Annotated in this window: 12 protein-coding genes; 8 read left to right on the top strand and 4 right to left on the bottom strand. The window is 64.3% G+C overall.

Going from position 1 to position 14,032, the window contains the following annotated elements:
• Positions 1–43: 43 nt before the first annotated feature.
• Together BLS52_RS02595 and BLS52_RS02590 are read right to left on the bottom strand one after the other, a co-directional pair.
• A complete protein-coding gene (locus BLS52_RS02595) occupies positions 44–985 on the bottom strand; it encodes a metallophosphoesterase (RefSeq protein ID WP_090584372.1) in 942 nt (313 codons plus the stop codon).
• On the bottom strand, positions 982–3,312 hold the full coding sequence (locus BLS52_RS02590) for a transglycosylase domain-containing protein (RefSeq protein WP_175460067.1): 2,331 nt from the start codon (positions 3,310–3,312) through the stop codon (positions 982–984). The genes BLS52_RS02595 and BLS52_RS02590 overlap by 4 nt, the downstream gene beginning before the upstream one ends.
• 37 nt (positions 3,313–3,349) lie before the next feature.
• On the opposite strand from BLS52_RS02590, the gene sp36 reads away from it, so the two are divergent.
• The 4 genes from sp36 to BLS52_RS02570 all read left to right on the top strand — a co-directional run bounded on the left by sp36 (position 3,350) and on the right by BLS52_RS02570 (position 6,068).
• Positions 3,350–3,511, top strand: a complete 162-nt coding sequence (gene sp36, locus BLS52_RS02585; RefSeq protein ID WP_090584370.1) for a Sp36 family protein — start codon at positions 3,350–3,352, stop codon at positions 3,509–3,511.
• On the top strand, positions 3,508–3,990 hold the full coding sequence (locus tag BLS52_RS02580) for a RidA family protein (RefSeq protein ID WP_090584369.1): 483 nt from the start codon (positions 3,508–3,510) through the stop codon (positions 3,988–3,990). Before sp36 ends, BLS52_RS02580 begins: the two co-directional genes overlap by 4 nt.
• A gap of 4 nt (positions 3,991–3,994) precedes the next feature.
• Positions 3,995–4,906, top strand: a complete 912-nt coding sequence (locus tag BLS52_RS02575) for an NUDIX hydrolase (RefSeq protein ID WP_090584368.1) — start codon at positions 3,995–3,997, stop codon at positions 4,904–4,906.
• A gap of 496 nt (positions 4,907–5,402) precedes the next feature.
• On the top strand, positions 5,403–6,068 hold the full coding sequence (locus BLS52_RS02570; protein ID WP_175460066.1) for a hypothetical protein: 666 nt from the start codon (positions 5,403–5,405) through the stop codon (positions 6,066–6,068).
• 117 nt (positions 6,069–6,185) lie between these two features.
• On the opposite strand, the gene BLS52_RS02565 is transcribed toward BLS52_RS02570, so the two are convergent.
• Entirely contained in the window at positions 6,186–6,863 is a 678-nt protein-coding gene (locus tag BLS52_RS02565; protein WP_026544229.1) for a Crp/Fnr family transcriptional regulator, read from the bottom strand.
• Between the two features lie 212 nt (positions 6,864–7,075).
• On the opposite strand from BLS52_RS02565, the gene BLS52_RS02560 reads away from it, so the two are divergent.
• From BLS52_RS02560 to BLS52_RS02545, 4 genes are all read left to right on the top strand, one after another.
• On the top strand, positions 7,076–8,260 hold the full coding sequence (locus BLS52_RS02560) for a MarP family serine protease (protein ID WP_090584367.1): 1,185 nt from the start codon (positions 7,076–7,078) through the stop codon (positions 8,258–8,260).
• Between the two features lie 155 nt (positions 8,261–8,415).
• Complete coding sequence (locus tag BLS52_RS02555) at positions 8,416–10,110, top strand: ABC transporter substrate-binding protein (protein WP_051470455.1); 1,695 nt, start codon at positions 8,416–8,418, stop codon at positions 10,108–10,110.
• Positions 10,111–10,197: 87 nt separating this feature from the next.
• Complete coding sequence (locus tag BLS52_RS02550; RefSeq protein ID WP_026544231.1) at positions 10,198–11,202, top strand: ABC transporter permease; 1,005 nt, start codon at positions 10,198–10,200, stop codon at positions 11,200–11,202.
• On the top strand, positions 11,199–12,146 hold the full coding sequence (locus tag BLS52_RS02545; protein ID WP_026544232.1) for an ABC transporter permease: 948 nt from the start codon (positions 11,199–11,201) through the stop codon (positions 12,144–12,146). Before BLS52_RS02550 ends, BLS52_RS02545 begins: the two co-directional genes overlap by 4 nt.
• Before the next feature lie 150 nt (positions 12,147–12,296).
• On the opposite strand, the gene BLS52_RS02540 is transcribed toward BLS52_RS02545, so the two are convergent.
• Positions 12,297–14,030, bottom strand: a complete 1,734-nt coding sequence (locus BLS52_RS02540; RefSeq protein ID WP_090584366.1) for a dipeptide ABC transporter ATP-binding protein — start codon at positions 14,028–14,030, stop codon at positions 12,297–12,299.
• Between the last annotated feature and the right edge of the window lie 2 nt (positions 14,031–14,032).

Here is a 14,032-nt window from a genome sequence, read left to right as displayed (position 1 = left end):
GTGCATGGCGCGCGCGTTTTTGCGTTCCGGTGGACCCGGGAACTCAGCGGGACGTGAGCGTCAGCAATACTGCTTCGGGGCGGCAGGCAAAACGGACTGGTGCGAACCGGGACGTACCGATACCTGCGGACACATTCAGCGGAACGGTGCTGCCGTTGTGCTCCCACTGGGTCAGGCCGCGGGCGCGCCAGGTGGGCAGATCACAGTTACTGACGAGCGCCCCATACCCGGGAATGCACACCTGACCGCCGTGGGTGTGGCCTGCAAGGATGAGGTGTGCCCCGGCGTCGGTGAAGGTGTCCAGAACACGCTGGTACGGAGCATGCGCGACGCCGACCCGAAGGTGCGGTGCCTCGGCTGCGGTGCTGCTCCCGGCCGGGAACCCGGCAAATCGGTCCCGGTTCAGATGCGGGTCATCCACGCCGCTGAAATCCAGCCGCAGGCCGCGAAGAGCGACGGACTGGGAGCGGTTGGTGAGGTCAACCCAGCCGGCCGAGCCGAACCGGGCGAACATCTGCTGCCACGGCAGTTCCTTGAGCGGCTTTGATCCGTTGGTGGAGGACGGTCCGCTCAGGTACCGGAAGGGGTTGAGCATCCGCGGGGCGTAGTAGTCGTTGGAGCCGGGAACAAATACTCCCGGGAAATCGAGCAGCGGCTCCAGAGCGTCAAGCAGGGGAGCGAGCGCCTTGGGATGGCTGAGGTTGTCGCCGGTGTTGACCACCAGATCGGGCTTCAGATCGGCAAGTCCCCGCAGCCACTTTGACTTCGCGGATTGCCTTGGCACCATGTGGATATCGGAAAGGTGCAGCACCCGGAGGGGGCGGCTACGCGGCGGCAGGATCGCAAGCGACTCCTCGCGAAGGCCGAAGAGGTTCCGCTCAATGAACGCTGCGTACCCCACAGTGGCGACGCCCGCCGCCGCGGTTGCACCAAGGGTGAGCGCTGCGGCGGTGCGGGCGCCGTCTCTAGTTGTCGCCACGATCAGCCATTGCCTCCACCGTTGCCGTTGCCATTACCGTTCCCATTGTTCCCCGAATTGTCCGGCGGGGTGACGGGCAGGGTGTTGCCTGCAGGCGGCGCCGGAACGAACTGCTGGAAGCCGTTGTTGTTCAGCGGCTGCCCGGGCGCGGTCGGCTGCGGCGTCGGCTGGTTCGGCGAAGGCTGCAGGGGGCGCTGGACCAGCATGTTGGACGGCGGGTCGGCAAAAGGTTCCGGCTGATACGAACCCTGGATCTGCTGCATGTAGCGGGCCCATGAGGGTGCGGCGACGAATGCGCCGTCGATCTCCTCGTAGACCCGTCCGCCGATCCGGAGGGCGGACAGCGAGGTGCTGTTCTCCTTCCAGTTGCCCACCCAACTGGCCGTGGCCATGGCCGAGTTGTAACCCACAAACCAGGTCTGTGACCGGGCGTCGTTGGTGCCTGTCTTGCCTGCCATCGGAATGTCGCCGAACTCCAGCAGCTGGCCTGAGCCGCGCTCCATCACTTCCTGGGTCGCGTAGTTGACTCCGCGTGCAAGCTCCTTGGGAATGACCTGCTCGCATTCCGGCTGCGGGACGGGGAAGGTGCTTCCGTCGACGGCGGTGACCTCGGTGAGTGCCCGGGGCTCGCACGTGAGACCCTCGGCTCCCAGTGCAGCGAACGCGGTAGCCATGGACATCGGGGCAACTTCGCTGCCGCCGCCGATCAGTGCGGACGGCTGCACCTGGAGCGGCGTGTATTCCCCGCTGGCGCTCTTGCCGTCGTGGACTCCAAGCTTCGAGGCGATCTCGAAGGGCTTGCAGAGATCCACCTCTTTTGCGGTGTACATGGTGACTGTGTTGTAGGACTGAGCAAGACCTTCGAGCACGGTGTAGTTGCCGTAGTTGATGTCGCCGTAGTTCTGCGGCTCGTAGCCTTCCTCGTCGGGGAGGACGTACTCCCCGCCGGGCAGGCAGCTGGCTTCCCAGGTTTCACCCTGTTCATACTTCTTCTTGCTGCCGTCGACCATGGCGTTCAGGGAGCGGCCATCCTCAAGCCAGGCCGCCACGACAAATGGCTTGAAGGTCGATCCCGGCTGGTATCCGCCCAGCCCGCCCACCGGCTTGTTGGGGTCACCGCCGGCGTACTGGTCGACGTTGAAGTTCAGGACGGAATCGCCGGCCGTCTCTCCCGGCATGAACCGGGTGTTCTGCGCCATGACGAGGATGTTGCCGGTGCCCGGCTGCAGGCTCACCATCGAGTGGCCCACGGCGGCGTCCGTGGTTTCGCGGTTGGCTGTCTCGTTGACGGCGGTCTGCGCGGCCGCCTGGGCCCGTGCGTCCAGGGTGGTCTTGATGGTGAGGCCGCCCCGGTAGAGCAGGTTTTCTCGATCCTCGCGGGTCTCTCCGTACGCCGGATCGTTGAGGACCAGATGGGTGACGTAGTCACAGAAGTAGGGTGCCTGCTCGGCACCGACACAGCCGTTGAGGACGGGCGTGATGTTCAGTCCGAGATCGGACGCGACGGCGGCGTCGTACTCTTCCTGCGTGATCTTGCCGGTCTCGAGCATGCGGCCGATCACGAGGTTGCGGCGCTCCAGCGAGCGCTCCGGGTAGAGCTCCGGGCTGTAGAAGGTGGGGCCGTTGACCACACCGGCGAGGAGCGCAGCCTGCTGGATGTTGAGGTCTTTCGCCTCGACGTTGAAGAAGTACTTGGAGGCAGCCTGGACGCCGTAGGTATTGCCCGTGAACGGCACGATGTTGAGGTAGCCGGCGAGGATTTCGTCCTTGCTCAGCTCCTTCTCCACTGCAATGGCAAGCTTGGCCTCGCGCAGCTTGTCGCCCAGGGTCTTCTGGCCGCTGAAGGTGATGTCGCCGCCGGTGCGCATGCTCGCGTCAATCAGGACGTTGTTGACGTACTGCTGGGTAATGGTGGAGGCCCCGCGCGTGGTGTCGCTGCTGATGTTGCTGATGGCGGCGCTGATGATGCCCTGCAGATCCACGCCGCCGTGCTCGTAGAACGCGTCGTCTTCGATGGCGATCAGCGCATCCGTCATGTTTTCGGAGACCTGGTCCAGCGTGACGGGCTGACGGTTCTCCTCGTACAGCGTCGCGATCAGCGAGCCGTCGGAGGCGACGATCTTGGACGGCTGGGCGAGCGCACCGCGCTCCAGCTCAGCCGGAAGATTCTCGAAGAACTGAATGGACGCCGACGCGCCAGTGCCGGCGGCAGCAGCCACGGGCACCAGAAGACCCGCAGCAAGCACCCCACTCAATCCACTGATTCCAAGAAATGCAATGATTTTCCCCAGGGTGGTTGCCGTGTCAAAGAAAGGAGATTTACGAGCAGCCATGTACTCCAGTTTACAAGCACGCGCTACCCTGTGAGTCATGACCAAATGGGAGTACGCCACAATTCCGCTCATCATCCACGCCACCAAGCAGATCCTTGACCAGTGGGGTGAGGACGGCTGGGAACTGGTGCAGGTAGTTCCCGGCCCCGACGGCAACGGTCTCGTTGCTTATCTTAAGAGGGAGAAAAACGCGTCGTGACCAGCGCCAATGAAGCGGTGTCAGCCGTTGAGAGCAGGCTTCAGGACCTGGGAATTACGCTCCCGGAGGTGGCAGCGCCGGTAGCGGCCTACATCCCGGCCGTGGTGTCCGGCAACTACGTTTACACCTCTGGTCAACTTCCGTTTATTAATGGCGAACTCCCAGCTACGGGCAAGGTCGGCAGTGATATAAGCGCGGAGCAGGCCAAGGAGTATGCGGCCACCTGCGCAGTCAATGCCATGGCCGCGGTGAAGTCCCAGATCGGTGACCTGGATCGCGTGAGCCGCATCGTCAAGGTGGTCGGTTTCGTGGCCTCGGACCCGTCTTTCACCGGCCAGCCCGGCGTCATCAACGGTGCATCCGAGCTCCTCGGCCAGGTGTTCGGTGAAGCGGGTGCCCACGCCCGTTCCGCGGTGGGTGTTGCCGTACTACCATTGGATGCGCCCGTCGAAGTCGAAATAATCGCGGAGTTCATCTAGTTTCGTGAATCGCTCAAGCACCAGGCTCTTCCCAGTCCCGGAAGAGCAGCAGGGCGCCGCCCGCAGTTGGATCGACCATGGCGAGCGTACCCCCGTAAAGCCTCGGCCGGCGTCGTCGGTCGTGCTGATCCGTGATGCCCCGGCGGGCACGGAGGTCTACCTCTCCTACCGCCGCGGGGAGTCTCCGCTGGGCGTCGTCGCCTTCCCCGGCGGCAGCGTGGAAGAGCACGACGACGACCCCGTCACCTGGTTTGGTCCCTCACCTGCCCAGTGGGCGGCGGCGCTTGCCACTGAGGATCACCACGTGGCGCGGCGTTTTGTTGTTGCCGCCATCCGCGAACTGTTTGAGGAAACAGGGGTGCTGCTGGCCGGTCCGGATGCCTCCAGCCTTGTCGAGGGAACCCGTCACCCGCAGTGGATGGAAGCCCGCGAGGCGATCGCTGCCGGTGAGAAGACCTTCGCGGAGATCCTGTCGAAGCGTGCTCTCGGGTTGCGCACCGATCTGATCAAGCCGCTCTCGGCGTGGCTGAGCCCGGACTTTGCGCATCGCCGTTTCGACACGCGCTACTTCGCGGCTGCGCAACCGGTCAACCAGGAACCGACCCTCCTTTCCAGCAAGGGTGTGTGGGGGCAGTGGCGGTGGTCGGCCGAGGAAATCAGGCAGCGGGATACCACAAAGCTCGGCGACGAGGTCGGCCAGCCGAATACTGTCGGCCGCACCCTGAATGAACTGACCGTGCCCGCCGTCGAACTGATCCTTGAAAAGATCGGATCCTCGCGCGGCTGCATCGCCTACCTGTCCCACAAGCGGCCCATGAAGGTTTTCTCGCCCCGACTGGTCGAGGCCGATGACGGACCGCAGGTCGAAGTGGAATGCTCCACCGCCACGGAAGGTTCCGAACAGCGGGGGCGGTAGCCGCCGCCGTCGTCGTCGAGGTCCAGCCTCCGTCCCTTCTGTCCTCCGCCCCTTCCACCTCCCGGAACTTTTGCGCATTTATGGCGGCTTCTCCGCACGGGAAGCCGCCATAAATGCGCAAAAGTTCGGGGCTGTGGATACCGGACGCAGACGTACGGGGAATGCGCTGAGATGGAGCATGCCCCGATACGCTCAGTTGCCCGAGGAACTTCATGGTCGGTCCTTCACTTTGCGGCAGGCACTCGACGTGGACCTGACCAGGAGCCGAACGCGTGCCAGGGATCTGGTGACCCCGAGCCGCGAAGTGCGCGTTCCGGTCGGCGTTGCGCAACCGGTGCTGTCGCGTTGCAGGCCCTATGTGGAACTGCTCCCGGGGAGTTTCGTATCGCATACGACTGCGGCAGAGGTTCACGGGATTCACCTGCCATCCTGGATTTCCTGCGAGCGCCTTCACCTGTCACGCGGCAGGCAGTCAGCTGCACCGCGAAGGAAAGGCGTGACAGGCCACCGGCTCGATGTCTCTGACGGTGATGTCGTCGAGTTTGACGGGGTGGCGGTTACTGCCGTCTCTCGAACCTGGCTTGACCTTGCAACAGTGCTCCCTCTTGAGGATCTGATTGTTGCGGGCGACCAGATTGTGAGCGAGCACGTCCGCTCTTTTGGCCCGCCGACGACAGCTATGGTGCCCAGGCACGAACTGTCCGCATTTGTGGCGACACACGGACGGAGTTGGGGAATCCAGAAGGCGCGGCTGGCTTTAGACCGCCTGCGGGTCGGCGTGGACTCGCCTCCCGAGACGCTGGTTCGCCTGACTCTGGAAGACGCCGGCTTGCCGGAATTTGCGGTCAACTACCCGTTGCGAGACCGGCATGGATCGATTGTCGCGTGGACGGATCTCGGCTGCGAGGCATTCCAAACCTGCATCGAATACGACGGTGAACATCACCTGACGCCGGAACAGCAGGCCCGGGATATGGCTCGCGACGCCAAGGTCGCCGAAGTCGGGTGGGCTCAGGTGAAGCTGAACCGGCTCGATCTGCAGGAAGGTGGCTGGCGGATCGTTGCGAAGGTCAGGAAGACGCTCTTACGTCAGGGCTGGCGCCAGGGAATCCCGGAACTTCTGCGCAGCTCGGGTGGCTTGCCACGACGAGAACCCGCCTGATCTGCGCAAAAGTTCGGGGAGGTGCGTAACTTCCCGGAGCACTTGTGCACGTCCGGCGACGTGTCGGCCGGTTAAGCCACCAGACATGCGCAAAAGTTCGGGGAAGAGTGGGATGGGTCAGCGGCTCCGCTGGCGCAGCCGCTGGATGTCGAGAATGACGACGGCGCGGGCCTCAAGGCGGAGCCAGCCGCGCTGCACAAACTCGGCGAGGGCCTTGTTCACGGTTTCGCGGGAAGCGCCGACGAGTTGCGCCAGTTCCTCCTGGGTGAGCTCGTGCGCCACCAGGATGCCGTCGGTCGCGGGCCTGCCGAAGCGGTCCGCGAGGTCGAGCAGCGCCTTGGCAACGCGGCCCGGAACGTCCGAGAACACCAGGTCCGCCAGCGACTCGTTGGTGCGGCGCAACCTGCGCGCGAGGGCCTGCAGAAGCTGGGCTGACACCTCAGGGCGGGTCTCGAGAAGCGCACGGAGGTTTTCATTCTTCAGGCCTGCGAGCCGGGTCTCTGACACTGCGGTAGCTGTTGCGGTACGCGGGCTCGGATCGAACAGTGCCATTTCGCCGAAGAGTTCGCCGGGGCCGAGGATTGCCAGCAGGTTCTCGCGGCCGTCCTGTGCGGTGCGGCCAAGCTTGATTTTGCCGGAGACGATGAAGTAGAGCTGGTCGCCCTGATCTCCCTCCCGGAAGACTGATGCGCCGCGGGAGAGATCCACTTCGGTCAACTCATCAGTGAGTGCCGCAAAGACCTCGTCACCCAGCGAAGCGAACAGGGGCGCCCTGCGCAGTACCTCAATATCCATGAAATCTCCTCGGTGTAATGCAACTGCATGATGAAAACTGGCCAGATTACCGTCTTTCCCCATCTTGCCGTACGCGGGGACGTTGTGACACCTGCTACACGCATGTTCGCCGAGGGGAAAGGTAAATCACGTTCCCGTCGGGGGACTGTCGGACCGGGAACGTAGAATTGAACCTGTTGGGGAAGTACGGCGCTTCCTGAAAGGGGAGTGACGTGCTCGGCTTGACGTTCCTGGATATCCTCCTGGTCCTGATGCTGATCGGATACCTGATCGCCGGCTTGAAGAACGGGTTCCTCGTCACGCTCGGAGGGATCATCGGATTCGGCGCAGGCGCCGTAGCCGCGTTCTTCGCCATCCCCCTGGTGAGCGCCTGGGTGTCCGAGGACAACTGGAGACTGGCCGCGGTCATCGCCACAGCGCTGCTTCTTGTCATTATCGGACAGGCCCTCGGCGCCGGCCTCGGACGTGCGCTCAGCAGCAGGACGGGCTCGGTGCCGGTCCGCGTGATCGACCGTCTGCTGGGAGGCGCCACCAACGTCGTCGTCGCTGCCCTGGTCCTGGCCATGCTGGCATTCAGTATGAGCACCATGGGTGTGCCGTTCCTGTCCCAGTCCATCGCGTCGTCGAAGGTGCTGGGCACCATTGATACGCTGACGCCGTCGCCGGTGCGCACCTGGATGGCACAGATCCGCTCCATCGCTGTCGCCGACGGCATTCCCACGCTCCTGGAGTCTGTAGCGCCCGCAACTCCGGCGCCCATTCCCGATGCGTCGGTGGACACCCCGGAACTGGCGGCTGCATCGGCCTCCGTTCTGCGGATCGCGGGCACCGCGTTCCAGTGCGGCCAGAACCAGACAGGATCGGGGTTCGTCGTCGCACCCGGCCGGGTCGTCACCAACGCCCACGTCGTGGCGGGAGTGAACCAGCCGGTGGTCGAGTACCCCGGCAACGGCGCCGTACCTGCGAATGTGGTCTACTTCGACCCGGTCAGGGACATCGCGGTTCTGGCGGTGGACGGACTTGACCGCGCACCGCTCGCGCTCGGTGAGGGGCTGGAAACGGGAGACACCGCCGCATTCGCAGGTTACCCGGCAGGCGGGCCGTTCCAGATTCAGCCCGCCAGCGTCCAAAACCGTTCCGATGTACTCGTCGAAAACATCTATGGAGCGGATCCGACGGCAGTCGACGTCTACACCCTCGCCGCGAACGTGCAGCAGGGGAACTCCGGCGGGCCGCTGCTGGATATGCAGGGGCGGGTTGCAGGCCTGATCTTCGCCAAGTCCACCGCAGATGTACCGGTTGGTTATGCACTCACACTCGACGAGCTTCGCCCCGTCGTCGAGCAGGCGGCGGATCTCACCGAGACGGTTTCCGCCGGTCAGTGCACGGAGCGCTGAGAGCGCTTAACCAAATCGTGATGGCTTGCTGACGGGAAATGCTGGACCCGCCAGCGCAGCGAGTTAGGCTCGTCACATTAGGTAACACGGGATCATCCGTGCGCCAACCGGACACAGGGACGTGTCCGCCCGGTAACAGATCATCAGGAGCACTAATGTTCACAAGCAAAACAGCGCGGGGGACGCTTCCCACGAGGAAGCGCGCTGCCGCCTTTACCGCAGGTGCCGCGATCACCGCGCTGCTGCTCAGCGGCTGTGTCCAGAGCCAGCGTGAGGAGGACGGCGGCGCAGGCGGGGAAGGGGAAGTTGATTCGACCTTCGTCTTCGCAGCTTCATCCGATCCGGCGTCTCTCGATCCGGCCTTCGCCAGTGACGGCGAGTCCTTCAGGGTCAGCCGGCAGATCTTCGAAGGTCTGGTCGGCGTGGAACCGGGAACCGCTGACCCGGCACCGCTCCTGGCCGAATCGTGGGAGACGTCCGAGGACGGACTGTCCACCACCTTCCAGCTGAAGGAAGGCGTGACCTTCCACGACGGCACCGATTTCAACGCCGAAGCCGTCTGCTTCAACTTCGACCGCTGGTACAACTTCACCGGGCTGGCTCAGGCGCCGTCCGTGTCCTACTACTACAACAACCTGTTCCGCGGGTTCGCCGATTCGCCGGAAGCAGCGGTCTACGAGTCCTGCGAGGTGAACGGCGACCTCGAGGCCACCGTCACGCTCGCCAAGCCGTTCGCCGGATTCGTCCCCGCGCTGTCGCTCCCCGCCTTCTCCATGCAGAGCCCCACCGCGCTGGAGGAGTTCAACGCGGATGACATCGGCGGGTCCTCCGAAGCCCCGCAGCTCAGCGAATACGCCCAGGGCAATCCTGTCGGAACGGGCCCGTTCAAGTTCGATTCCTGGAACGTGGGCGAGGACCTCACCATCTCCGCCTACGAGGAGTACTGGGGCGAGCAGGGCGATGTCCAGCAGGTCATCTTCCGGATCATCGATGACCCGCAGGCCCGCACCCAGGCGCTGCAGGCCGGAACCATTGACGGCTTCGACCTGGTATCGCCCGCGGACATCCCGGTGCTCGAGGAGGAAGGGTTCATGATCGTCCCGCGCGATCCGTTCACCATCCTCTACCTCGGCATCAACCACGCCGTCGAAGAACTGAGCGACCCCCTGGTGCGCCAGGCTATCCACCACGCGATCGACAAGCAGGCTCTGATCGACCAGACCCTGCCTGAGGGCACGCAGCTTGCCACGCAGTTCATCCCGGATGTTGTGGACGGCTACAACGAGGACGTCACCACGTACGAGTATGATCCGGAGCGCGCTAAGGAACTGCTTGCCGAGGCAGGCTACCCGGACGGCTTCGAGGTCGAGTTCAACTACCCGACTGACGTCTCCCGTCCGTACATGCCCACTCCGGAACAGGTCTTCACCAACATCAGCGCCCAGCTGGAAGAGGTCGGGATCACCGTTACTCCGGCACCGGACGTATGGACGCCTGACTACCTCGACCGCATCCAGGGCACCGAGGATCACGGCATCCACCTCCTGGGCTGGACCGGTGACTACAACGACACGGACAACTTCATCGGCGTCTTCTTCGGCCAGGAAAAGATGGAGTTCGGGTTCGACAACCCGGAGCTGTTCGAGGCGCTGAGCGAGGCACGCGGCATGACCGACCGGGAGGAACAGACCGCGATGTACGAGGAGATCAACCAGCAGATCGCGGAGTTCAACCCGGCGATCCCGCTGGCCCACCCTGCGCCGTCGCTGGCCTTCGCCCCGCGGGTCGATTCCTACCCGGCGAGCCCGGTCAATGACGAAGTCTTCAACATGATCGAGCTGAACGAGTAACAACAGGAGCGGAGGGACCGGCTCCATTGGTCCCTCCGCTTTTGTCTGCTCCCGTTCGGCCCGGTACCGCACTGTCGAAAGGACACTGTGCTTCGCGTCATTGGTAAACGCCTCGCCCTGCTGATTCCCACCCTGTTTGGCCTTTCGGTCCTGCTGTTCCTTTGGGTTCGGAGCCTGCCGGGCGGCCCCGCCACAGCCCTCCTGGGTGAGCGGGCAACTCCCGAGGCAGTGGCCAGAGTCAACGAACTCTACGGCTTCGACCAGCCGCTCCTGCTGCAGTACTTCACCTACATGGGAAAGCTGCTCCAAGGCGATTTCGGGACCTCCATCATCACCGGCCGCCCCGTCCTCCAGGAGTTTGCAACCCGCTTTCCCGCCACGATCGAGCTGAGCGTGGTGGCCCTGATCTTCGCAATCGGCATCGGCATTCCGCTGGGATACCTCGCCGCCCGGCACTACGGGAAGGTGGTGGATCACGGCTCGGTTGTCCTGAGCCTGATCGGCATCACCATCCCGGTGTTCTTCCTTGCTTTCATCCTGAAGTACCTGTTCGCCATCCAGTGGCCCATCCTGCCGCCGGACGGCCGCCAGAACCCCCGGATCAATGCCACCCATTTCACGGACTTCTACGTGCTGGACGGCATCCTCACGGGAGAGTACGACGCCGCGTGGGACGCTTTCCAGCACCTGATCCTTCCGGGGCTGGCCCTCGGAACGATTCCGCTCGCCATCATTGTGCGGATCACCCGGGCCTCGGTGCTGGAAGTGCAGAACGCCGACTACGTAAGGACGGCCCGCGCCAAGGGCCTCATGGAGAAAACCATTCGGAGCCGGTTCATCCTGCGCAACGCCATGCTGCCGGTTGTGACAACCATCGGCCTGCAGACCGGACTGCTGATTTCAGGCGCGGTCCTCACGGAGACTGTCTTCGCCTTCAACGGCATCGGCAGTTTCCTGCGTGATGCGATCTTCGAACTGGATTATCCGGTGCTTCAAGGCTTCATCATCTTCATCGCGATCCTGTACGCACTGATCAATCTCATCGTTGACATTTCGTACACCATCATCGACCCAAGGGTGCGTGTGCAATGAGCAACATTCTGCCTCCCGCCGCGGGCGGAGAAGTCACACCGGCCACCGCGGAACCCACGCTTTCCGAGGGCAGCGGCACCGGCCTCTGGAAGGATGCCTTCCGAAGGCTGCGACGCAACCCGCAGGCCATCGCCGGTGCGATCATCATCGGTCTGTTCCTTCTTGTGGCCGCGCTCGCCCCTATCCTTGCGCCCTACGGCGGAAATGAGCTGCCCGGCCGGACGGAAATCACGCCGATCAACATCCCCGGGCCGGGGGAGCTGCCGGAATACCCGCTGGGACTGGACCGGTTCGGCGGTGACGTGCTCAGCAAGCTGATCTGGGGTGCGCAGGCATCGCTGATGATCGGTGTCATCTCAACCGCAATCGGGCTGGCCGGGGGCATGCTGCTCGGGCTGCTGGCCGGCGGCCTGGGCGGTTGGGTGGACAGCGTCATCATGCGTTTCGTGGACATCCTGCTCTCGGTCCCCAACCTGCTCCTCGCCGTCAGCATTGCCGCCATCCTCGGACAGGGGCAGTACGCGGTGATGATCGCCATCGGCGCATCCCAGCTGCCGATCTTCGCGCGCCTGCTGCGGTCCTCGATGCTCTCCCAGCGAGGGTCCGATTACATCCTCGCCGCCCAAACCCTGGGACTGAGCAGACGCACCATCACCATGAGCCACCTGCTGCCCAACAGTGTTGGACCGGTCATTGTGCAGGCGACGCTATCCCTGGCAACGGCCGTGATCGACGCGGCTGCGCTGTCGTTCCTCGGGCTCGGCGGCGGACTGCCGCAGACTGCGGAGTGGGGCCGCATGCTGACGTATGCCCAGGCCGAACTGGCGTCCTCCCCGTACCTGGCGTTCCTGCCCGGTGCATGCATCGCCATCACTGCGCTCGGCTTCACCCTGCTGGGCGAATCGCTCCGCGAGGCGCTCGACCCGAAGACCCGCCAGAAATAAGGCTTCCAGTACGACGGCGGCCGGTCACCTTCGCAGGGAAGGTGACCGGCCGTCGTCGTACTCTTTCTGCGGAACTTTCGTGCAGATCTGGCGTTTTCCGGCGCTCAGAAGCCGCCAGAGCTGCGCAAAAGTTCCAGGGGGAGTGGGACGCTAGGCGATGTTGAGCTCGTTGCCCGGGATCGACGCCAGGAGCCTGCGGGTGTAGGGATGGCGGGGGTTCTGGAAGACTTCCTCGGAGCTTGCAGCCTCGACCAGTTCGCCGTCCTTCATGACGCACACGTAGTCGGAGATGAGCCGTACCACCGCGAGGTCGTGGGAGATGAACAGGTAGCTGAGCCCAAGCTCGGACTGCAGGTCGCCCAGAAGCCTGAGGATCTGGGCCTGCACCAGAACGTCGAGGGCGGACACGGGCTCGTCGCAGATGATGAGTTCGGGCTTCAGGGCCAGCGCCCGGGCAATCGCGACGCGCTGCCGTTGGCCGCCGGAGAGCTCGGAGGGGTACCGCCGCAGCGCGTTGTGCGGCAGGGACACCTGGTCCATCAGCTCACGCACGCGTGCTGCACGCTCCCTTTTCGACCCGCGCTTGTACGCGTTGAGGGGCTCCTCAACAATGCGCTCGATAGTGAACATCGGGTTCAGCGAGGAATACGGGTCCTGGAAGACGGGCTGCACCCGCTGCCGGAAGTCCGCAAGCTGGGCCTTGTCCAGGGTGGCCACGTCCATGCCGTCGAACGTCATGGTGCCCGAGGTGGGCTCGATGAGCTTCAGGAGCATGCGAGCCGTCGTCGTCTTGCCGGAGCCCGACTCGCCCACGATGGCGACGGTCTGCCCACGCGGGATGTCCAGGGTGACGTTCTTCGCGGCGTAGAAGTCCTCCGAGCTGCCGCGCCGCTTGTAGATCTTGGTGAGGTCCCGGATCTCGACGATGTTGTCTGTCGGCGCGGCCTGTTCCACCGAGTCGGCGTCGGCCTGGTGTTCCTCGAACGCGGCCTGCGCCACGGCAGTGCGCTTCGCGGCGTCCTCGTGATAGGCGCCCGGCCTCAACCGGACGGCGGCCACGCTGGGCGCGGCGCGGACCAGGGACTGCGTGTAGGGGTGCTTCGGATCGTTCAGCAGCTGCGCGGCCGGCCCGGTCTCCACCACGCGGCCGCGGTGCATCACCACGAGCTCTGACGCACGCTCCGCTGCCAGCCCGAGATCATGGGTGATGAGGAGCACCGAGGTGCCGAGCTGCTCGGTCATGGTGTCGATCTGGTCCAGGATGGTGCGCTGCACGGTGACGTCGAGGGCGCTGGTCGGCTCGTCGGCAATCAACAGCCGGGGACGGCAGGCCATGCCGATCGCGATGAGCGCGCGCTGGCGCATTCCGCCGGAGAACTCGTGCGGGTATTGCTTGGCACGCTCGGCGGCGTCCGGCAGGCCGGCAGCGGACAGAACCTCGACGACGCGGTCCTTGACGTTCTTCTTGTCCGCGAGGCCGTGCACCAGCAGCGTTTCCGCCACCTGGGTGCCGATCTTGGCGACGGGATTGAGATTGGACATGGGGTCCTGCGGAACCAGGCCGATAGCCCGGCCGCGGATGGTTCGCATTGCCGATTCCGGGAGGGGAACGAGATCGCGGCCCTCGAACAGAATGCTTCCGCCGGTGACCCGCCCGTTGCCCGGAAGCAACCCGATGCAGGCCATCGCGGTGGTGGACTTTCCCGATCCTGACTCGCCAACGATGGCCAGGGTCTTCCCGCGATGAAGGGTGAAGCTGGCATCCTCCACGGCGTTGACCTCGCCGTACGTGGTGCGGAAGCTGACTGCCAGGTTCTTCACCTGAAGCATGGGCGCGTTCTTGGCGTCATCGACGGCATTGTCGATGGAGGTGATTTCCGTCATGG

It is taken from the genome of Arthrobacter subterraneus (assembly GCF_900099735.1).
Classification (GTDB): Bacteria; Actinomycetota; Actinomycetes; order Actinomycetales; family Micrococcaceae; genus Arthrobacter_D; species Arthrobacter_D subterraneus.
Note: the sequence above shows the minus strand (reverse complement) of the source record. Positions and strands in the feature narration are given on the sequence as shown.